The following is a 20246-nucleotide window of genomic DNA, read 5'->3' on the forward strand; positions in this document are numbered from 1 at the left end:
CGGTTGTCGGTGACGGCATCCGACGGGGGCGGTGCGCCCGACCGGAGGCGACTCCGGGCGGGCGCACCGATGTCGCCGACCGCCTCGGCTCCCGCCCCGCAAACAGCCCGCGCCGCGTCCACCCCGCGCGCCGTGGCGACCGAGGGAACTTCCGCCTCCGTTACGTGCCCTTGCGCTGGAACGTTGTCCCATCTGTCGCCAGAGCGCACCTTTCGTCAGGTCTCTGCCGGCGACCGCCAACCAGGCAACCATCGCCGCCAGGCTGATCAGACGACGCGAGGAGTGCACGTGGGGCCGCAACTGTCCGATCCGCTCACGGCGGCGACCCTGCCACAACGCCGAATGCACGAGATCGACCTACTACGGTTCATAGCCGCGTTGATGGTGGTGGTGCTGCACCTGTCCTCCGGCGGCGTCCTCGGGCACACGACGCTCGACTACTCGGACAGCGTGGGCCAGCTCGGTCGATACGGCTATCTGGGCGTCGACCTGTTCTTCATGATCAGTGGGATGGTCGTCTTCATGAGTTTGTGGGGGCGTACGCCGATCGCGTTTCTCATCTCCCGAATCTCCCGCCTCTATCCCGCCTTCTGGGCCGGCGTGACGATAACCAGCCTGGTGCTGCTCTACGGGGCGGTGAATCTACCGCGGGTTACCGTCGGCCAATATCTGGCGAACCTCACGATGTTCGCGCAGCCCCTGGGCGTCCCCAACGTGGAGGGCGTCTACTGGACACTGTGGGCGGAGTGGCGGTTCTATTTCCTGCTCGTCGTGTTCAGCGTCATCGGGATCACGCTCAGACGCACCTATGCATTCCTCTGGGGATGGCTGGCCGCCACGCTGCTGGTCGAATTCCTGCCGCTGCCCTACCGCATAGGTCATGCACTGGAGCTCGCCATCCAACCGGTGTACAGCCACTACTTCATCGCCGGGATGGCCCTCTACCTGGTACGCCGGCACGGCTTCACCGCAAACCTGGCCATGCTGCTCGTCGGCGCATACGGCAACGCCCTCTATCAAGGTGTGCGGCACGCCGACGAGCGGTCCCGCCTGTATCTGCTACACCTCAACCCCCTGATCATAACCATGACGATTTCCACCATTTTCCTCGTCATGACCCTGGTCGCCACCGGCAAGCTGGCGCGGCTCAACAGCCGCAGGCTGAAGCCGGTGGGTGATCTGACGTATCCGCTCTATCTCGTCCACGGCACCGTCGGTTACGCCGTGCTCAACGTCTTCGCGGACGCCGTCAACCGCTGGCTGCTGCTGGGCTCCCTGATGACCGCGCTCTGCCTGCTGGCCTGGGCGATGAACCGGCTGGTCGAAGTGCCGCTGCAACCGCGCCTGCGCGACTCGCTCACCTCCGCACTGACGCCCCTCGTCACCCGTCGCAGCGCAGTAACGGACCGCCTGCCGAAAAGCACGGCCGCGGGCACGGCACCTCAGGAACGGCCAACCGCTACCGGCGGCCGACGGTGAGCACCGGCTTGGTGACCTCGGCGAAGAAGTCGTTGCCCTTGTCGTCGACCACGATGAAGGCAGGGAAGTCCTCCACCTCGATCTTCCAGACCGCCTCCATGCCCAACTCCGGATATTCGAGCACCTCGACGTGCTTGATGCAGTCCTGGGCGAGCCGGGCGGCCGGGCCGCCGATCGAGCCGAGATAGAAGCCCCCGTGCTGGTGGCAGGAGCGGGTGACCTGGCCGGAGCGGTTCCCCTTGGCCAGCATCACCATCGAGCCGCCGGCCGCCTGGAACTTCTCCACGTACGCGTCCATCCGGCCGGCGGTGGTCGGGCCGAACGAGCCGGAGGCGTACCCCTCGGGGGTCTTGGCCGGGCCGGCGTAGTAGACGGCGTGGTCGCGCAGGTACTGCGGCATCGGCTCGCCCGCGTCCAGCCGCTCGGCGATCTTCGCGTGCGCGATGTCCCGGGCCACGACCAGCGGGCCGGTCAGCGACAGCCGGGTCTTCACCGGATATTTCGACAGCTCCGCCCGGATCTCGCTCATCGGCCGGTTCAGGTCGACCCGGACGACCTCCTCGGTCTCCAGCGACTCGTCGGTGACATCGGGCAGGTAGCGGGCGGGGTCGGTCTCCAGCCGCTCCAGCCACACACCCGACGGGGTGATCTTGGCGACGGCCTGCCGGTCGGCGGAGCACGACACGGCGATCGCCACCGGGCAGGAGGCGCCGTGCCGGGGCAGCCGGACCACCCGTACGTCGTGGCAGAAGTACCGGCCGCCGAACTGCGCGCCGATGCCGAAGTTGCGGGTCAGCTCCAGCACCTGCGCCTCCAGCTCCAGGTCCCGGAAGCCGTGCGCGGTCATCGAGCCCTGCGTCGGCAGCGCGTCCAGGTACTTCGCCGAGGCGTACTTGGCGGTCTTCAACGCGTACTCGGCGGAGGTGCCGCCGATGACGACGGCCAGATGATACGGCGGGCAGGCCGCGGTGCCGATCAGCCGGAGCTTCTCCTCCAGGAACTGCATCATCCGCGTCGGGTTCAGCAGCGCCTTGGTCTCCTGGTAGAGGTACGACTTGTTGGCCGAGCCGCCCCCCTTGGCCATGAACAGGAACTTGTACGCGTCCGGGTGCCCGTCCGGGTCCTCCGCGTAGAGCTCCACCTGCGCCGGCAGGTTGCTGCCGGTGTTCCGCTCGTCCCACATGGTCAGCGGGGCGAGCTGCGAGTAGCGCAGGTTCAGCCGGGTGTACGCCTGGTAGACGCCGAGCGCGATCGCCTCGGCGTCCGCGCCGTCGGTGAGCACGTGCCGGCCGCGCTTGCCCATCACGATCGCGGTGCCGGTGTCCTGGCACATCGGCAGCACCCCGCCGGCCGCGATGTTCGCGTTGCGCAGCAGGTCGAGCGCGACGAACCGGTCGTTCGGCGAGGCCGCCGGGTCGTCGATGATCGCGCGCAGCTGGGCCAGGTGCGCGGGACGCAGGAAGTGCGCGATGTCGTGCATCGCCTCGGCGGTCAGCGCGGTCAGCGCGGCCGGCTCGACGGTGAGGAACCGGCGGCCCCCGGGGCCGTTGACGACATCCACGCCCTCGTCGGTGACCAGGCGGTATTCGGTCTGGTCGGCGCCGGTCGGCAGCAAGGGGGCGTAGGAGAACGCGGCGGCACTGCTCATGACCGGAAAGCCTAGGGCAGACCGGTCGATCGCCGGCACCCGCCGGGTGGGTCGTGGGACGGTGCTCTCACCCGTCCTTGTCGTCCCGCTGGCAGAGCTCCCGCTTCGGACCGCAACTGTCCTGCGGACCGCCGGGCACCCCGCCGGGATCGCCCGGACCGGGGCCGCCGCGCGTGCCGGGCGCGTCGTCGCCGGGCAGCGGCGCGGGCGCACCGGCACCGAAGCGCACGTACCCGATCTCCCGCCCCTCCCCGATGATCATGCCGGTGGGCCCGACCGCCAGGGCGTTCGCCGAGGTACGCAGCTCGGCCAAGGCCCGCCCGGTGCGCGGGTTCACCGCCACCAGCCGGGACGGCTTCTCCGTCACCACCAGCGCCGCGTACGGGGTGAGCGCCGCGCCGGCCCGGCCGTCCACCGCCCGGGTCCACAGGCCCCGCTCGGTGGTCAGCTCCCGGCTGACGATCGCGCCCTCGTCGGCGGTCCGCACCAGCGCGTACCGGTCGTCGACGGCGAGCAGCCGCTCCCCCTCCGCGTTGACCAGCAGCAGCCGCCCGTCGTACCCGTCGAGGACCGCCTCCCGGCCGTCCGGTCCGACGCCGATCAGCACGTTGCGGGCGCCCTGCGGGTCGTTGCGCTGCGCGCAGCCACCGTCGTCGGAGGTACGCAGGTTGATCCCGGTGCGCCGCCACACCTCCTGGCCGGTGGCCGGGTCACGGGCGGAGACGACGAAGTAGCAGGCGCCGTCGCGGGCGGTGGCGGTGATCCGCAGCAGCCGGCCGCCGATCACCGCGAGCCGTTCGTCCCGGCCCGGCTGGACGTCCTGCACCACCCGGCCGGTGGCGGTGTCCACCACGTGCACCCGCCCGTCGACCGGGAACCCGAGCAGCGGCGGGACCGGTTCGGGGCCGGCCACCCCGTCGTCCACCCGGTGGGCGGTGAGCCGGCGGGTGTCGAGCAGGTTCGGATTGTCGCCGAGCAGCCCGGTGCGCACGCCGGGCAGGAACGCCGTCCACAGCGGCCGGGTGCCGCGCGGGTCCCAGGCGCTGAGCGTGCAGTCGGTGGCCTCGACGCACCGGGCGTCCAGCAGCAGGTTCCGGTACGTCCAGACGGCCACCGCGTCGTCGTCGCGCCGGCGCACCACCCCGGTCGTCGGGTCGATCAGCTCGTACCCCTTGACCAGGAGCTTGCCCACCGCGACGACGGCGTCCCGGCCGCCACCGGTGACCGCCGCCCAGTCGGCCTTGCGCTCCCACAACTGGCTGCCGGTGGCCAGGCTGCGCGCCTCCACCCGGGTCCGCTGCTCGACGATCACGGTGTCGCCGGCGAAGGTGACGCTGCGCGGGGTGCCGCCGACCCGCTGCTGCCAGACCACGTCCGGCGCGGAGATCGGTTCGCTGCGGTCCAGCCAGGTCCAGAGGCCGGGGAACGGGTTCCACACCCCGGTGGCGGCGAGGATGACCACGGTGACGAGCCCGAGCAGCAACCAGCCGCGTACGCCTAGGCCCTTCACACCGCACACGGTAGCGACGATCACCGCTGCGCCGAGCCCGCCGGCGCCCGTGTCGCGGCGCTTTCTCGGCCGGCTGCCGTGTTAATAGGGGGCCCCTGCTATACAAAAGGCGTTAATAAGGTGCCCTTCCTTCCCGCTGGGCCGCGGAGCGGACCAGCGGCAACACCCGATACGGAATCTGCTCCGCCAACGCGATGATCGTCGACGCCCGGCGAATCCCCTCCGACGAGACGATCTGATCGATCACCCGCTGCAGATCGGTGTTGGACCGGGCCACGATCCGGCAGAGCAGGTCGCTGGAGCCGGTGATGGTGTGCGCCTCCAGCACCTCGGGGATGGCGGCCAGGTGCGCGGTGACCGGGTCGTGGCCGTGCCGCTGGCTGATCTCCAGCGTGACGAAGCTGGTCACCCCGAACCCGATCGCGGCCGGGGAGACGTCCGGGCCGAAGCCGGTGATCACCCCCCGGCCGACCAGCTTGTCCAGCCGGGCCTGCACGGTCCCCCGGGCCACGCCGAGCCGCCGCGAGCACTCCAGCACCCCGATCCGGGGCTCCTCGGCGAGCAGTTCGATCAAGCGCGCATCCAGCTCGTCCAGCTGTACATCCTGACCAGTGTTCACGAGGTATCACCGTACCGAATGCGCAAGCTGACCACAGTTTTTGCCAACTCTTGCCCAACCGGCGGCGGTCCGGCGATCCTCGCCGGAACGACACGTCCGACGGCGGCCCACCAGGCCGGCCGGTACGCGAGGGAGGCCACCATGACCCAGGCGATCGACCGACCCCAGTCGACCGAGGAGGTCGACGCCGACGTCCTGATCGGCGCCGTCGACCACGACATCACCCGCGACCCGTTCCCGGTCAAGGGCCTCGACCACCTGCACTTCCTGGTCGGCAACGCCAAGCAGGCGGCGCACTACTACTCCACCGCGTACGGCATGACGTGCGTGGCGTACCGGGGTCCGGAGCAGGGCTACCGGGACCACGCCCAGTACGTGCTGACCAGCGGCGGCGCCCGGTTCGTGCTGACCGGCGTGGTCCGCCCCGACGCCGAGGGCGCGGAGCACGTGGCCAAGCACAGCGACGGGATCTCCGACATCGCGCTGGAGGTGCCGGACGTGGACGCCGCGTACGCACACGCCACCGCGCAGGGCGCGACCGGGCTGGTCGAGCCGCACGACGTCAGCGACGAGCACGGCACCGTCCGGATGGCGTCCATCGCCGCGTACGGCGACACCCGGCACACCCTGGTCGACCGGTCCCGCTACACCGGCCCGTTCCTGCCCGGCTTCGTGGCCCGCGGGCCGATCGTGGACCGGCAGCCGATGATCGACGCCGGCCTCCAGCCGAAGCGCTTCTTCCAGGCCGTCGACCACGTGGTCGGCAACGTGGAGCTGGGCCGGATGGACGAGTGGGTCGACTTCTACAAGCGGGTCATGGGCTTCTCCAACATGGCCGAGTTCGTCGGCGACGACATCGCCACCGACTACTCCGCGCTGATGAGCAAGGTCGTCGCGAGCGGCACCCGCAAGGTGAAGTTCCCGCTCAACGAGCCGGCCGTCGCCCGCAAGAAGTCGCAGATCGACGAGTACCTGGAGTTCTACCAGGGCCCCGGCGCCCAGCACGTCGCCGTCGCCACCAACGACATCCTGGCCAGCGTCGACGCCATGCGCGCGGCCGGCGTCGAGTTCCTCGACACCCCGGACTCCTACTACGAGGACCCGGAGCTGCGGGCCCGCATCGGCAACGTCCGGGTGCCGATCGAGGAGTTGCAGTCCCGCAAGATCCTGGTCGACCGGGATGAGGACGGCTACCTGCTGCAGATCTTCACCAAGCCGGTGCAGGACCGCCCGACGGTCTTCTTCGAGCTGATCGAGCGGCACGGCTCGCTCGGCTTCGGCAAGGGCAACTTCAAGGCCCTGTTCGAGGCCATCGAGCGCGAGCAGGAGAAGCGCGGCAACCTCTGATCCCGCCTGCCACCACCCCCGACGTGTCCGACGCCGCCGCCGGCCGGGTCCCGCCCGGCCGCCGGCGGCGTCGCGCCGTCACCCGCCCGGCCGGCGCCGACGTACCGCCGGCCCGGGTTCGCGTACCGCCCGTCGCTAAGGTGTTGCAGGTGAGCGAGCGACACAGCAGGTGCGCCGAGGTGGCACCGTGAGCGTGGCCCCCGGCTGGTACATCGACCCCGCCGAGCCCGAGACCCGGCGCTACTGGGACGGGGAGGGCTGGCTCGGGGCGCCGATCCCGGCCGACGCCACGCCGCCCGAGGGGCCTCCGCCGCCCGAGCCGCCGAGCGCGCCGCCGGCGACACCCGAGCCGGCCACCCCGGCCGACGCCGGGCCGCCGCCACCACCGGTCCAGCCCCCCGCGTACGGCCCACCGGCCGGCCCCGGCGCACCCGGTCCCGGCCCGTACGGGCCGGGCACACCCGGTCCCGGTCCGGCCGGCCCCGGGGCGCCCGGGCCCGGTCCGCACGGCCCGCCGGGGTACGGTCCGCCGTTCGGCGCGCCCCACCCGGGCTGGGCCGGACCGCCGAACAATCCCCGCCCGCACGGGCTGCCGCTCGCCTCGTTCGGCACCCGGCTCGGCGCCCGGCTGATCGACTTTGGCATCGTGTTCCTGCTCAACGCGCTGGTCAACGGCTGGTTCGTCTGGCGCTACCTGGAGGAGCTGTCGCCGCTGCTGCGCGAGGCGCAGCGCCGGGCACAGTCGCAGGAACGGTCCACCGATCCGCTGCCCCAGCCCGGTGAGCAGTCCGGGATGCTGCTGGTGGTCATCCTGCTCATCGCGGCGGCGCTCTGGCTGGCGTACGAGGTGCCGTCGATGGCGGCCACCGGGCAGACCTTCGGCAAGCGGCTGACCGGGGTCCGCGCGGTGCCGATCGAGGCGGACCAGCCGCTCGGCTTCGGCCGGGCGCTGCGCCGGTGGAGCACCATGGGCCTGCCCACGCTGCTCTGGTACTGCTGTGGCCTCGGGCTGGTGCTCCAGTTCGTCGACGCGGTCTCCCCGCTCTTCGACCACCCGCTGCGGCAGGCCCTGCACGACAAGCGCGCCCTGACCGTGGTGGTGCAGGTCCCGCGCAACGCCCCCCGTCCCACCCCGCACGACCGTGCCGACGACTCCCCGGGAGACACCCCATGACCGACACCGGACCCGACCGGCCGGCGATCCGGCTGACCCGCGCCGACCTGGACGCGCTGCCCACCTACGTGCCCGGACGCAGCCCGGCGGACCTGGCCCGCGAGCTGGGCCTGCCCGAGGCGATCAAGCTGGCCAGCAACGAGGTGCCGTACGGTCCGCTGCCCGGCGTGGTGGAGGCCGTCGCCGAGGCGGTGGCCGGCACCCACCGGTACCCGGACATGGGTGTGGTGGCGCTGCGCGAGGCCCTCGCCGGCCGGTACGGCGTGGCCGCCGACCGGATCGCCACCGGCTGCGGGTCGGTGGCGCTGGCCGAGCACCTGGTCCGAGCCACCTGCCTGCCCGGCGACGAGCTGATCTACTCGTGGCGCTCGTTCGAGGCGTACCCGATCATCGCGGCGACCAGCGGCGCGACAAGCGTGCGGGTGCCCAACGACGCCGGGCACGGGCACGACCTGGCCGCGATGGCGGCGGCGGTGACCGACCGGACCCGGATGATCCTGGTCTGCAACCCGAACAACCCGACCGGCACGGCGGTCCGCCGCGCCGAGCTGGACCGCTTCCTCGACGCGGTGCCGGACGACGTGCTGGTGGTCATCGACGAGGCGTACCGGGAGTTCGTCACCGACCCGGACGTGCCGGACGGCCTGACCTACGCCGACCGGCCCAACGTGGCGGTGCTGCGCACCCTGTCCAAGGCGTGGGGGCTGGCCGGCCTGCGGATCGGCTGGCTGGTCGCCGCTCCGGAGGTGGCCGCGGCCGTCCGCAAGGTGGTCACCCCGTTCTCCACCAGCATGGCGGCCCAGGCCGGCGCGCTGGCCGCGCTGGCCCAGGCCGACGAGGTGGAGCGGCGCTGCGCGCTTGTCGTGACCGAGCGGGAGCGGGTCACCGAGGCGCTGCGCAAGCTGGTCCCGGACGTGCCGGGCAGCCAGGCCAACTTCGTCTGGCTACCGCTCGGCGACCGGGCGGTCGACTTCGGCAAGGCGTGCGAGGCGCGCGGCGTGATCGTACGGCCGTTCGCGGGCGACGGGGTGCGGGTCACCATCGGCACCCCGGCCGAGAACGACGCCTTCCTGGCCGCGGCGGAGTCCGCGCTGGCCTGACCGCCCGCGCTCCGCACGTCGAGGGTGCGGCATGCCGCCTGTTGGCGCTTCCCTCGGCTGGGGACAGCGCGACATGCGGCGGGTCGGTCCATCTGGCCGGCCGGGTCCGGGCACTTCCGGACCCGGCCCACCCGGGCAGGGCTTACCGCCGCTGCCGGGACAGGGTGTACTCCGGCGTGGCGAACTCGCCGCCCTGCGGGCCCCCCATCGTCTCCCCGGCGTCCGGTACGGCCGCCGCGAACTCCTCCGCGTCGTCCTGCGGCACGAACCCCAGCACCGTCCCCGGTTCCAGCGACCACCAGCCGCGGGTGTTGGCGGAGACCGCGTAGAAGCACGCGTAGCCGACGCCCGGGGCCGACATGGCGGCCCGGAACGCGCGAAGGCAGTCCGCCGGGCTGAGCCAGGTGCTGAGCTGGCGCAGGTCGGCCGGGCGTTCCTCGTAGCTGCCGATCCGCACCGCCACCGTCGCCAGGCCGAACTTGTCGGCGTACAGCCGGCACAGCGCCTCGGCGGCCACCTTCATGGCGCCGTACACGCCGTCGGGACGCGGCGGCATCGACGGGTCCACCGGCATGTCACAGGGATAGCAGCCGGTTGCCCGGTTGCTGCTGGCGTAGATGACCCGGTGGGCACCGGTCCGCCGCGCCCCCTCCAGGACGTGGTACGTGCCGACCACGTTCACCTCGGCCAGGTCGTGCAGGTCGGCCTCGTCGGCGATGCCGCCCAGGTGCACGACCCCGTACGCCCCGGCCAGCACCGCCGCCACCGCGTCCTGGTCGCGCAGGTCCGCGGCGACCGACTCGACCCCGTCCGGCACAGTGGGCGCGTGCAGGTCGGTGGCGACCAGCCGGCCGACCCGTCCGGCCAGGTCCGCCACCAGCCGCGCGCCGATGGTCCCCGCCGCGCCGGTCACCACCCAGGTCTGGTCGCGCAGGTCCGCCGTGCTGCAGTCGTCCATCAGGTTCTCCCCGTCCGCCGTGGCCGCGATGCCGGTGCGGCGCGCCGGTGCCGCCGACGACATCCTCGTACACCGGGCCACCGCCGGTGCGCCCGACCGGCCCGTGGGGAACCAGTGCCGCCGGTCAGGCCCGTCGTCGGCGGACCAGCGTCAGGGCCAGGCCCAGCAGCACGCTTGCGGTGCCGCCGACCAGCGGCCAGGCCGGCGCCCACCGGTCGCCGGTGACCGGCAGCCGGCAGTGCGGCGGCTCGGGCGCTCCATGCCCGCCATGCGGATGGTCAGGTGGCGGCGAGCAGCACCGGCTCGGGAGTGAGGAACCAGCCCTGGTCGTCGTCGTCCGGCGTGGCGTCTTCCCGGAGCCGTTCCACGGCCAGGTAGCCGTCCGCCGCGTACGCCATCCCCGGCTGGTAGGCGAACCCCTCGTCGGACCAGGTGAACGGGAAGCGGGACCGTTCCGCCCCGGTGACCGGGTCGAGGGTGACCAGGTCCCGGGCCTCGGTCAGCACGTGCAGCCGGCCCGGCTGGGCGGCGAGGATCCGCACCGGGCCCAGGTCGCCCCGACGCCAGCGCTCCTTGCCGGTGCGCGCCTCCCAGCCGGTCAGCACCGGTCCGTTCCCGCCGACCGCCAGTTCACCGGCGAGGATGCGACCCTCGGCATCCAGGGCCGGTGCGGCGACCGGGGATCCGGCGCCCACCAGCCAGCCCCGGCCGGCGCCGTCACCCGGCCCGGCGGTGCGCAGGGCCCGGCACCCCGACCGGGGAGCGAGGCAACCGAGCGGGGTGACGGTCGTCCCGGCCGAGGCCCCCGGGGGTTGCCAGCGCAGCCCCACCGTCCCGGTGGTCACGTCCCGGAACTCCACCACCGGCGGCCCGCCGCAGGCGTCCACCGCCACCGCCTGGCCGGCCGCCGTGGTGCCGAGGTCGGTCCGGCAGCTCCGGTCGCCGTCGGCGTGCCACAGCTCGCGCCCGTCGGCCAGCGCGTAGCCGCGCGCCCGCCCGCCGCCGGAGACGACCAGCACGGGGCCGCCGTCCGCGCCCCGGCCCACCGCGAGGCCGGCCGGCGCCCACACGGTCGCCGCCCCGGTGCGCCGGGCGCGGTCGTCGCCGTCCGGCGTCGGACCGTCGGCCCGCCAGACGACCCGCCCGGTACGCGCGTCCAGCGCCACCAGCTTCCCGTCCGACCAGCGGCTGACCACGGTGGTCTCCTCGGCCAGCACCCCGGCCAACCGGGCCGGCCAGCGGCGGTAGGACCAGAAGGGGGTGACCCGGGCGCGGGCGTCGGCGGGCTGGTCGGCGTAGACCTGGCGGGCGGCCGCGTAGACCCGGAGCCGGCCGTCCACGATCAGCGGGGCGGCGGGCAGCCGACCGACCACCCCGACCGTGGGGGTCACGGGGGCCGGCCAGCCGCCCCGGGCCACGGTGCTGACCTCGGCGGGCGCGAGCACCCGATGGATCACGACGGCGGACCCGGCCAGGGCGAGCAGCGCCACGACGGCCACCGCCACGCGTCGCCTGACCAACCCCATGCCGCACCTCCGCCCGGCACCCTACCCAGCGCAGCGCCGCCGCCGACCCGCAACCCGCACAGCGGCGGGAACGGTCAGGCGGCGGCGGGGGTGTCGGTGGGGCCCAGCGCGTGGGCGAGGTCCGCCAGGTCACGGCGCAGGGCGCTCTCCACCGCGCGGGCGGCGAGGCCGCCGAGCAGGAAGCCGACCAGTCGACCGTACGCGGCGGTCGCCTCGGCCTCCTGCTCCACGGTCACGGCGGTGCAGGCCCGCCGGCGGCGGCGTACGGTGCGCAGCGTCCAGGTGATCCGGTAGTCGACCCCGATGCCGGCCGAGCTGAGCACCAGCCGGTGCGGCGGGTCGCAGTCGGTCACCAGGAACTCCTCGACGAGCAGCTCGCCGTCGGGGCGTTCGCGGCACTCCCGCCATCTGGTGCCGGGGCCGAACGGGCCGGTGGTGAGGGTCTCCGACTGGTCGGCGGTGGAGAGCCAGCGGGGCCGGGCGGCCAGGTCGGTCAGGAGTCGCCAGACGTCGCCGATCGACGCCTCGATGAACTCCGTGACCGCCACCGTCGACATGACACCTCCCGTGTCGTCCACGGTACGGCGGGTGAGGGCGAAATGGGGGGCCCACGGCGGGAATTCCACCGCGGGCCCGGCGATCACGGCTGGAACTGGGCGTCCCGGATCGCGCCCAGGAAGGCCGTCCACCCCGGCGGGCTGACCGCGAGCGTGGGTCCCTCCGGGTCCTTGGAGTCGCGTACGCCGACGACGCCGACGACGTCGACGAGGTTGTCCGCCACCTCCACGCAGAGGCCCTGATCGTTGGAACGGCTGCTGGTGCGCCACACGGCGCCCACGAGATCTGTCATGCCGGTAACCTCCGGTCCGCTGGGATTCCGGACGATCAACGCGGCAACGCGGATCATCGATCGCACATCGCGTGCGACCGGCGACCGCCGGGTCAGCGGGCGGGGTGGATGGTGCCGGTCACCTCGCCCAGGGCGATGGTGGTGCCGTCCGGCCCGGGCGCGGTGGCCCGGATGGTGACCGTGTCGCCGTCCTCCAGGAAGGTGCGCTCCCCGTCGCCGACCTTTACCGGCTCGGCGCCGCCCCAGGTCAGTTCGAGGAAGGAGCCGACCTGGCCGCGCTCCGGCCCGGAGACGGTGCCCGAGGCGTACAGGTCGCCGGTGCGCAGGGACGCGCCGTTGACGGTGAGGTGGGCGAGCTGCTGGGCGGGCGTCCAGTACATCCCGGCGAACGGCGGCTCGGCGACCCGCTCATCGTTCCACTCCACGCTCAGCCGCAGGTCGAGCCCGAGGTGCGGGGTGTCGGCCAGGTATTCCTGCACCGGCGGGTCCTGGTCGGGGGCGGGCACGAACGCGTCGGCCAGGGCGTCCAGCGGGGTGACCCAGGCCGAGATCGAGGTGGCGAAGGACTTGCCCAGGAACGGGCCGAGGGGCTGGTATTCCCAGGCCTGGATGTCCCGGGCGGACCAGTCGTTGACCAGCACCACGCCGAAGACGTGGTCGGTGAAGTCTTCGACGGCCACCCGGTCGCCGAGCGGGCTGGGCACGCCCACCACGAAGCCGACCTCCGCCTCGATGTCGAGGCGTACCGACGGGCCGGTGGTCGGGCCCTGCGGGGTGGCGCGCTGGCCGGTGGGGCGGACCACCGGGGTGCCGCTGACCACCACGGTGCCGGCCCGGCCGTGGTAGCCGATCGGCACGTGCTTCCAGTTCGGCAGCAGGGGCGGCTGGCCCGGGCGGAAGATCTGCCCGACGTTCGAGGCGTGCTGCTCCGACGAGTAGAAGTCGACGTAGTCGGCCACCTCGACGGGGAGCAGCAACTCCACCTCGGCCAGCGGCGCCAGCAGCGGCTCCACCGCCGGCCGGTGCTCGACCTCGGTGAGCAGCTCGACGATCCGCTGCCGCACCGACGTCCACTGCGGACGGCCGAGCGCCATGAAGTCGTTGAGGGTGGGCCGGCCGAGCGCGCCGCCGGCCAGCACCAGACCGGCCGCCTCCGCGCCGGCCAGGTCGAGCACGAAATCCCCGATGCGTACGCCGATCCGCGGCTCGCCGTCGCCACGGTGGAACACCCCGTACGGCAGGTTGGTCACCCCGTACCCGGTGCCGTTCACGCCGTCAACCCAGGTCATGCCTCGTATCCCCCGTTCACCAGCCCCAGCCGGATCAGATCGGTAAGTGGTTCGGTAATGCTGCACGAGCCGTACCCGATCCAGAGCGGGCGTTCGTCGTCGCGGTGCGCCCGGGCCGGCTCGACCAGCGTGACCGGGTCGGTCGCGGCGAGCAGCGTGGCGACGTCGGCCACCTCGGCGCCGCCGTCGGCGGTCAGCGTGGCGGCCAGCACGTTGCCGAAGCCGTGGTGGGTGAAGCCGGTCTCCGGGTCGAGGTGCCGGATCGCGTGGTGCAGCCCGGCGGTCAGCTTGAACGGCAGCTCGCGGTCCCGGCAGGCGCAGATCACGGCGGCCAGCTCGACCGGGGTCGGGAACAGCTCGGCGGCCAGCCCGCCGGTGCGGAACTTCGCGGCCACCGGCGCTCCGGCGGACCGCGCCGCGGCCAGCGTGTCCAGCGCGCCGAGCAGGCCGAAGGTCAGCGGGATCTCGGCGTACACCGGGGTGCCGCCGGGCCGCTCGGCGAGTTTCAGCAGGTCGGCCAGGCCGGGCTGGGGGTCCTCGCCGCGCTTGGCGACGGCCGCCTCCACCTGCCGCACGGTCAGCCGGGGATCCGCCTCGGCCAGCACGGCGTCGAGCCGGCCGATCGGCACGTCGCCGATCACGCCGACGGCGAGCCGCTCGTCCGGGCCGAGCAGGTCGGGCAGGGCCGGCAGCGCCGAGGCGGGCACCAGCAGCGGGCCGACCAGGTCGGCGTACCAGGCCGCCCGGTGCGTGCGGTGCGCGGCGACCGCCTCGGCCAGCGGCGCGCTGCCGGGCGGGAAGACGGCGGCGTCGTCGACGAGGCCGGCGAGGAGTCGGGGCACCTGCGTTGACACGGGACAAGAATCTACGGGACGCTACAAGGAACGGACAACAGCGTCCGATTATCGGACGCCATCGGCCGGAGAACGGGACGAAACGGGAGGCGAACATGCCGTACTACCGCAGCGTCGGCGAGGTGCCCCGCAAGCGGCACACCCAGTTCCGCCAGCCCGACGGCACCCTCTACGCCGAGGAGCTGATGGGCCAGGAGGGCTTCTCCTCCGATTCGTCGCTGCTCTACCACCGGCACGCGCCGACCGCGATCGTGGCCGCCGAGGAGTTCGTGCCGCCGGCGTACACCCGGGTGCCGAACCTGCCGCTCAAGCCGCGCCACCTGCGCACCCACAAGCTGGACGGCACCGGGGCCGACCCGGTCCTCGGCCGGCGCTACCTGCTCGCCAACGACGACGTGCGGATCGCGTACGTGCTGGCCGACCGGCCGTCCCCGCTGTACCGCAACGCCACCGGCGACGAGTGCCTCTACGTGGAGGCCGGCGGGCTGCGGGTGGAGTCCACCTTCGGCGTGCTGGAGGCGGTGGCCGGTGACTACGTCATCATCCCCACCTCGACCATCCACCGGCTGGTGCCGACCGGCAACGAGCCGACCCGGCTGCTCACCGTCGAGGCCAACGGGCACATCGGCCCGCCCAAGCGCTACCTGTCGGTGCGCGGCCAGTTCCTGGAGCACTCGCCGTACTGCGAGCGCGACGTCCGCGGACCGGACGCGCCGCTGGTGGTCGAGGGCGAGGAGGTGGAGGTGCTGGTCCGCCACCGGCGCGGCTGGACCAGGTACGTCTACGCCCACCACCCGTTCGACGTGGTCGGCTGGGACGGGCACATGTACCCGTGGGCCTTCTCCATCCACGACTTCGAGCCGATCACCGGGCGGATCCACCAGCCGCCGCCGGTGCACCAGACCTTCCAGGGCCCGAACTTCGTGATCTGCTCGTTCGTGCCGCGCAAGGTGGACTACCACCCGGACGCCATCCCGGTGCCGTACAACCACCACAACGTGGACTCGGACGAGATGCTCTTCTACACCGGCGGCAACTACGAGGCCCGGCGCGGCTCCGGCATCGAGCAGGGCTCCATCTCGCTGCACCCGTCCGGCTTCACCCACGGCCCCCAGCCGGGCGCGGCCGAGCGCTCGATCGGGGTGGACTTCTTCGACGAGCTGGCCGTCATGGTGGACACCTTCCGCCCGCTGGACCTCTGCGACGCCGCGGCCGAGTGCGAGGACGACGGGTACGCCTGGACCTGGGCGCGCCAGGTCTGACCCGACGAGGCCGCGTCCCCGGCGGGACGCGGCCTCTATCGGTGGTTCCGGACGCCGGGGCGTCGACGGCTCAGAGCGTCGGGCCTCGACGGCTCAGAACGTCGAGGCGTCGATGACGAAGCGGTAGCGCACGTCGGAGGCGAGCACCCGCTCGTACGCCTCGTTGATCTTGTCGGCGCCGATGACCTCGATCTCCGCGCCCAGCCCGTGCTCGGCGCAGAAGTCCAGCATCTCCTGGGTCTCGGCGATGCCGCCGATCATCGAGCCGGCGAACGACCGGCGGGCCGGGATCAGCGAGAACGCCTGCACCGACAGCGGCTCCTCCGGGGCGCCCACGTTGACCAGCGTGCCGTCCACGGCCAGCAGCCGCAGGTACGCGTCGAGGTCGATCTTCGCGCTGACCGTGTTCACGATCAGGTCGAACGACCCGGCCAGCTTGGTGAAGGTCTCCTCGTCCGAGGTCGCGAAGTAGTGGTCGGCGCCGAGCCGCAGCCCGTCCTCCTGCTTCTTCAGCGACTGCGACAGCACGGTGACCTCGGCGCCCAGCGCGTGCGCCAGCTTGACCGCCATGTGGCCGAGCCCGCCCATGCCGACCACCGCGACCTTGCGGCCCGGTCCGGCGTTCCAGTGCCGCAACGGCGAGTACGTGGTGATGCCGGCGCAGAGCAGCGGCGCGGCGGCGTCCAGCTCGATGCCGTCCGGGATGCGCAGCACGAAGTGCTCGGTGACCACGATGGCCTGCGAGTAGCCGCCCTGGGTCGGCTGCCCGTCCCGGCCCACCGCGCCGTACGTGCCGATGTTGCCCTTGAGGCAGTACTGCTCCAGACCCCGGCGGCAGTTGTCGCACTCCCGGCAGGAGTCGACCAGGCAGCCGACACCCACCCGATCGCCGACGGCGAACTTCGTCACCTCGGCGCCGACCTCCCGCACCACGCCGGCGATCTCGTGGCCGACCACGATCGGATAGGTGGTCGGACCCCACTCGCTGCGCGCGGTGTGGATGTCGGAGTGGCAGATGCCGGCGAACTTGATGTCGATGAGCACGTCGTGCGGGCCGAGGTCGCGCCGCTCGATGGTGGTCGGGACGAGTGGTTCGGTCGCGGACGGGGCCGCGTAGGCGTTGACGGTGAGCACTTCTACTCCGCTTCCTTCGGACGTTCGGGGTCGTCAGCTGGTATTCGTACCCGGCCCTCGGGGGCGCCAACACGTATCCGGCGTCACGCCGGCGTGACGCCGGCCGGCTCGGGCGGCCGGGCTCAGGCGGTCGGGCGGGTGAAGACGGCCAGCTCGGCCAGGGCCGCCACCACGATGGCGAGGACCAGCGGCCACGGGGAGCCGACCAGCGCGTACAGCAGGATCATGACCGGCGCGGCGGCCACCGCGTAGACCGCCAGGGCCAGGGTCCGGTCCGCGCGGACCAGCTCGGGCAGGAGCGTACGGGCCGGGCCGGGCAGCTTCGCGGCGTACCGCCAGACCAGCAGCCCGCCGCCGAGCGCCGCGAACGCGGCCGCGAACCGGGACAGCCCGGAATTGCCGGCAGCCATGCAGGCGAGCAGCACGGCGGTCAGCAGCGACCAGCCGGCGCCGTAGACCACCAGCTGACGCACCCCGGCCGAGACGGTCCGGCGCGCGGCGACCCGGTCCGGGTCGATCGGACCCGGTCCCCCCGGGCGCGATTCGCCCTGACCCGGTTCGCCCTGGCGCGGTTCGACCGGGCCGGCGCCGACGGCGGCGGCCTCGGCGAGGTGCTCCAGCGCCTCGCTCCAACGGCGCTGCTCCAGCCGGATCACGCCGATGTCGTGCCGCGCCTCGGCGAGCCGCGGGTCCAGCCGCAACGCCTCCCGGTACGCCCGCTCGGCCAGGTCGAACAGCCGCATGTTCGCCGCGACCAGGCCGAGCACCAGGTGCGCCTGCGGCTCCTCCGGGGCCAGTTCGACACCGCGCCACGCGGCGTTCAGCGCCTGCTGCCCGTTGCGTGCGCTGGCCAGGATCGCGGCGGCGCTGCGCTGCGCGTACGCGTCGGCCGGCCCCAGCCCGAGGAGCTCGTCCGCGGTCGCCGCGGCGGCCTTGAAATCACCCAGGTCGAGCAGGGCGAGTCCCCGCGCCACCAGCGGCGGCAGGGCACCCGGGGCCGCGGCGACGGCCGACTCGGCGGCGGTGAACGCCTCGGCGGCCCGGCCGGCGGCGAGCCGGATCCGGGCCAGCGCGGTCAGCACCTCGCTGTTGGCCGGGTCCAGCGCCACGGCGTAACCCAGCTCGTCGGCGGCCTCGTCGTAACGGCCCAGCTCGGCCAGGAGCTGCGCGCGCTGGAGGTAGCCGTCCGCAGCCGACCGGTCCGGGGTGGTGTCGCTGGACATCCGGCGAGCCTAAGCGCCCGGCGCCTCGTACACCAAGGCGACCGCGATGCCGGCGAGCCCCTCACCCCGCCCGGTGAACCCCAACCCGTCGGTGGTGGCCGCGGAGAGCGTGACCGGCGCGCCCACCGCCTCGGAGAGCACCCGCTCGGCCTCCCCCCGGCGCGGGCCGATCTTCGGCCAGCTGCCGACCACCTGGACCGAGACGTTGCCGATCCGGAAACCGGCCGCCCGCACCCGCCGGGCGCTCTCGGTGAGCAGCGACACCCCCGGCGCGCCGGCCCACTCCGGCTGGTCGACGCCGAAGTTGGCACCCAGGTCACCCAGGCCGGCGGCGGAGAGCAGGGCGTTGCAGGCGGCGTGCGCCACCACGTCGGCGTCCGAGTGCCCGGCCAGGCCGTCCTGGTCGGGCCAGTGCAGCCCGGCCACCCAGCAGGGCCGGCCGGGCGCGAAGGCGTGCACGTCCGTGCCGATGGCCACCCGAGGAACGATCATGCGCCGAGGGTAACGCCCCCGCCCGAGCCACCCCGGCAACGGACACCCCGCCCTGCCGCAACCCAGTCCCTCACGCCACCCCGACGCCCCCACCTGCCGCAATCCGGGCCCTCAAGTCGCCAAGACACCCCCACCTGCCGCAACCCGGACGTTCGAGTCCGCCCCACATCCCGCACGACTCACCATCGGCCCCTGGCACCCGGCCTGCCTCAACCCGGGACCGCGGACATAGCGCGACAGCCACATGCCGCAACACGGGCCCTCAAGTCGTCCGAACACCCCAACCCGCCGTGCGGCCCGGGCCGCACGGCGGGAAGTCGGCCTGCCGGAACCTGCACGGCGGGAGGCCTGCGGCGGCCCGGCCGTCAGGCGCCGGAGGCCAGGAGGTGTTCGGCGAGCGCCAGGTCGAACGGTCGGGTGATCTTCAGGGCGTACTCCGAACCGGGCACGCAGCGCACCGGGACGCCCTGCTTCTCGACCAGGCCGGCGTCGTCGGTCAACGGATCACCGGCGGCGGCGTGCGCGGCGGTCAGCACCGACCGGCGGAAGCCCTGCGGGGTCTGCACCGCGCGCAGGGCGGAGCGGTCGACCGTGCCGAGGACCCGCTCGCCGGCGTCGACCTCCTTGATCGTGTCGACCACGGGCAGCACCGGGATCACCGCGTCGTGCCCGGCGCGCACGGCGGCGGCGACCGACTCGACAAGTGCGGGCGGGGTCAACGCGCGGGCGGCGTCGTGGACCAGGACGATCTCCGGCCCGGGCGGCACGGCGGCGAGCGCGGCGGCCACCGACGCCTGCCGCTCCACCCCGCCGGGCACCACGGTCACCGGGGCGACCGGCGCGAGCAGGGCACGCACCGCCTCGACGTCGGCCGCCGGGGCGGCCACCACGACGGTACGCACCGACGGCGCCGCGGCGATCCGTCGGACGGCGTGCACCAGCAACGGCTCATTGCCGAGCAGCCGGAGCGCCTTGGGCGCGCCCGGGCCGAGGCGTACCCCGGCACCGGCCGCCGGAACGAGGACCGCGACGTCACCGCGCGGATTGAGCTGCGCGGTCACGTCGCGGTCCTCGGATTTCTTTTGCTGCGGGTGGGTACGACCATGCCGTGGGAATCAGGCTTCGGTCAGCACCTTGTCGAGCAGCGTCTCCGCCTCGTCCTTGGTGCTCTTCTCGGCCAGCGCGACCTCGCCGACCAGGATGTCGCGGGCCTTGGCGAGCATGCGCTTCTCACCCGCGGACAGGCCCCGCTCCCGCTCCCGGCGCCACAGGTCGCGGACGACCTCGGCGACCTTCAGCGGGTTGCCGGAGGCCAGCTTCTCCAGATTCGCCTTGTAACGTCGCGACCAGTTGGTCGGCTCCTCGGTGTGCGGTGCGCGGAGCACGTCGAAGACCTTGCCCAGGCCCTCTTCGCCGACCACCTCGCGCACACCCACGATCTCGGCGTTCTCGGCAGGCACCCGGACCGTCAGGTCACCCTGCGCGACCCTCAGGACGAGGTACTGCTTCGGCTCGCCCTTGATGACCCGAGTCTCGATTGCCTCGATGAGTGCGGCCCCGTGGTGGGGGTAAACAACGGTCTCGCCGACACTGAAAACCATAGGTTCGAAACCCCTTTCGCTGTGTCTAGGGTAACACGCTCAGGCACCGATGTCCCACCGCTGTCCTGACCGTTGGCGCAGCTCAGGGGCCCTGTGAGAGGTATTTCTTCAGCTTGACAGGCGGTCAAACCAATGATTCAGACACGCTCCGTGACCGACGGATGACAACCCGACACGGGC

20 protein-coding genes are annotated in these 20246 nt (G+C 73.1%); 5 read left to right on the plus strand and 15 right to left on the minus strand.

The genetic code is table 11. From position 1 onward, the window contains the following. The first annotated feature begins 288 nt into the window (after positions 1-288). Entirely contained in the window at positions 289-1479 is a 1191-nt protein-coding gene (locus tag K7640_RS15010) for an acyltransferase (protein ID WP_222955416.1), read from the plus strand. Here K7640_RS15010 and K7640_RS15015 read toward each other — a convergent pair. The 3 genes from K7640_RS15015 to K7640_RS15025 all read right to left on the minus strand — a co-directional run bounded on the left by K7640_RS15015 (position 1460) and on the right by K7640_RS15025 (position 5256). Beyond that, positions 1460-3127 (minus strand): fumarate hydratase, encoded by a 1668-nt coding sequence (locus tag K7640_RS15015; RefSeq protein ID WP_222955417.1) that lies wholly within the window; start codon positions 3125-3127, stop codon positions 1460-1462. The two genes, K7640_RS15010 and K7640_RS15015, sit on opposite strands and share 20 nt — an antisense overlap. A gap of 67 nt (positions 3128-3194) precedes the next feature. Further along, on the minus strand, positions 3195-4646 hold the full coding sequence (locus K7640_RS15020; protein WP_222955418.1) for a PQQ-binding-like beta-propeller repeat protein: 1452 nt from the start codon (positions 4644-4646) through the stop codon (positions 3195-3197). A gap of 103 nt (positions 4647-4749) precedes the next feature. Then, positions 4750-5256, minus strand: a complete 507-nt coding sequence (locus K7640_RS15025) for an Lrp/AsnC family transcriptional regulator (RefSeq protein ID WP_222955419.1) — start codon at positions 5254-5256, stop codon at positions 4750-4752. A gap of 141 nt (positions 5257-5397) precedes the next feature. Here K7640_RS15025 and hppD point away from each other — a divergent pair, with 141 nt between their 5' ends. The 3 genes from hppD to hisC all read left to right on the plus strand — a co-directional run bounded on the left by hppD (position 5398) and on the right by hisC (position 8877). Then, on the plus strand, positions 5398-6603 hold the full coding sequence (gene hppD / locus K7640_RS15030) for a 4-hydroxyphenylpyruvate dioxygenase (RefSeq protein WP_222955420.1): 1206 nt from the start codon (positions 5398-5400) through the stop codon (positions 6601-6603). Positions 6604-6790: 187 nt separating this feature from the next. Further along, the gene (locus tag K7640_RS15035; RefSeq protein WP_222955421.1) at positions 6791-7777 is read left to right on the plus strand and encodes an RDD family protein; all 987 of its coding nucleotides are present in this window, start codon (positions 6791-6793) and stop codon (positions 7775-7777) included. After that, complete coding sequence (hisC, locus tag K7640_RS15040; RefSeq protein ID WP_222955422.1) at positions 7774-8877, plus strand: histidinol-phosphate transaminase; 1104 nt, start codon at positions 7774-7776, stop codon at positions 8875-8877. The genes K7640_RS15035 and hisC overlap by 4 nt, the downstream gene beginning before the upstream one ends. Before the next feature lie 142 nt (positions 8878-9019). On the opposite strand, the gene K7640_RS15045 is transcribed toward hisC, so the two are convergent. The 7 genes from K7640_RS15045 to K7640_RS15075 form a co-directional block, all read right to left on the minus strand. Next, entirely contained in the window at positions 9020-9898 is an 879-nt protein-coding gene (locus K7640_RS15045; RefSeq protein WP_222955423.1) for an NAD(P)-dependent oxidoreductase, read from the minus strand. Positions 9899-9959: 61 nt separating this feature from the next. Next, the gene (locus tag K7640_RS30995) at positions 9960-10067 is read right to left on the minus strand and encodes an LPXTG cell wall anchor domain-containing protein (RefSeq protein WP_222955504.1); all 108 of its coding nucleotides are present in this window, start codon (positions 10065-10067) and stop codon (positions 9960-9962) included. 46 nt (positions 10068-10113) lie between these two features. After that, positions 10114-11361: a PQQ-binding-like beta-propeller repeat protein gene (locus tag K7640_RS15055; protein ID WP_222955424.1), complete on the minus strand. Its 1248-nt coding sequence runs from the start codon at positions 11359-11361 to the stop codon at positions 10114-10116. Positions 11362-11435: 74 nt separating this feature from the next. Continuing rightward, the gene (locus K7640_RS15060; RefSeq protein ID WP_222955425.1) at positions 11436-11918 is read right to left on the minus strand and encodes an SRPBCC family protein; all 483 of its coding nucleotides are present in this window, start codon (positions 11916-11918) and stop codon (positions 11436-11438) included. Between the two features lie 83 nt (positions 11919-12001). Then, positions 12002-12211 carry a DUF397 domain-containing protein gene (locus K7640_RS15065; protein WP_222955426.1) on the minus strand — a complete coding sequence of 70 codons (210 nt, stop codon included), beginning with the start codon at positions 12209-12211 and terminating at the stop codon, positions 12002-12004. 92 nt (positions 12212-12303) lie between these two features. Next, positions 12304-13500 carry a fumarylacetoacetase gene (gene fahA / locus K7640_RS15070; RefSeq protein ID WP_222955427.1) on the minus strand — a complete coding sequence of 399 codons (1197 nt, stop codon included), beginning with the start codon at positions 13498-13500 and terminating at the stop codon, positions 12304-12306. Continuing rightward, positions 13497-14354: a hypothetical protein gene (locus K7640_RS15075; protein ID WP_222955428.1), complete on the minus strand. Its 858-nt coding sequence runs from the start codon at positions 14352-14354 to the stop codon at positions 13497-13499. The genes fahA and K7640_RS15075 overlap by 4 nt, the downstream gene beginning before the upstream one ends. Positions 14355-14449: 95 nt before the next feature. Between K7640_RS15075 and K7640_RS15080 the strand changes: the two genes are divergently transcribed. Continuing rightward, a complete protein-coding gene (locus tag K7640_RS15080) occupies positions 14450-15616 on the plus strand; it encodes a homogentisate 1,2-dioxygenase (protein WP_222955429.1) in 1167 nt (388 codons plus the stop codon). 93 nt (positions 15617-15709) lie between these two features. On the opposite strand, the gene K7640_RS15085 is transcribed toward K7640_RS15080, so the two are convergent. The 5 genes from K7640_RS15085 to K7640_RS15105 all read right to left on the minus strand — a co-directional run bounded on the left by K7640_RS15085 (position 15710) and on the right by K7640_RS15105 (position 20066). Continuing rightward, the gene (locus tag K7640_RS15085; RefSeq protein WP_222955430.1) at positions 15710-16750 is read right to left on the minus strand and encodes an NAD(P)-dependent alcohol dehydrogenase; all 1041 of its coding nucleotides are present in this window, start codon (positions 16748-16750) and stop codon (positions 15710-15712) included. 122 nt (positions 16751-16872) lie between these two features. Continuing rightward, a complete protein-coding gene (locus tag K7640_RS15090) occupies positions 16873-17973 on the minus strand; it encodes a lipopolysaccharide assembly protein LapB (RefSeq protein ID WP_222955431.1) in 1101 nt (366 codons plus the stop codon). A gap of 9 nt (positions 17974-17982) precedes the next feature. After that, entirely contained in the window at positions 17983-18465 is a 483-nt protein-coding gene (gene ispF, locus K7640_RS15095) for a 2-C-methyl-D-erythritol 2,4-cyclodiphosphate synthase (RefSeq protein ID WP_222955432.1), read from the minus strand. 365 nt (positions 18466-18830) lie between these two features. Then, positions 18831-19526 (minus strand): 2-C-methyl-D-erythritol 4-phosphate cytidylyltransferase, encoded by a 696-nt coding sequence (ispD, locus tag K7640_RS15100; protein WP_222955433.1) that lies wholly within the window; start codon positions 19524-19526, stop codon positions 18831-18833. Between the two features lie 54 nt (positions 19527-19580). Continuing rightward, positions 19581-20066 (minus strand): CarD family transcriptional regulator, encoded by a 486-nt coding sequence (locus tag K7640_RS15105; protein WP_007073334.1) that lies wholly within the window; start codon positions 20064-20066, stop codon positions 19581-19583. Between the last annotated feature and the right edge of the window lie 180 nt (positions 20067-20246).

The organism is Micromonospora sp. PLK6-60 (assembly GCF_019890675.1).
GTDB lineage: Bacteria > Actinomycetota > Actinomycetes > Mycobacteriales > Micromonosporaceae > Micromonospora.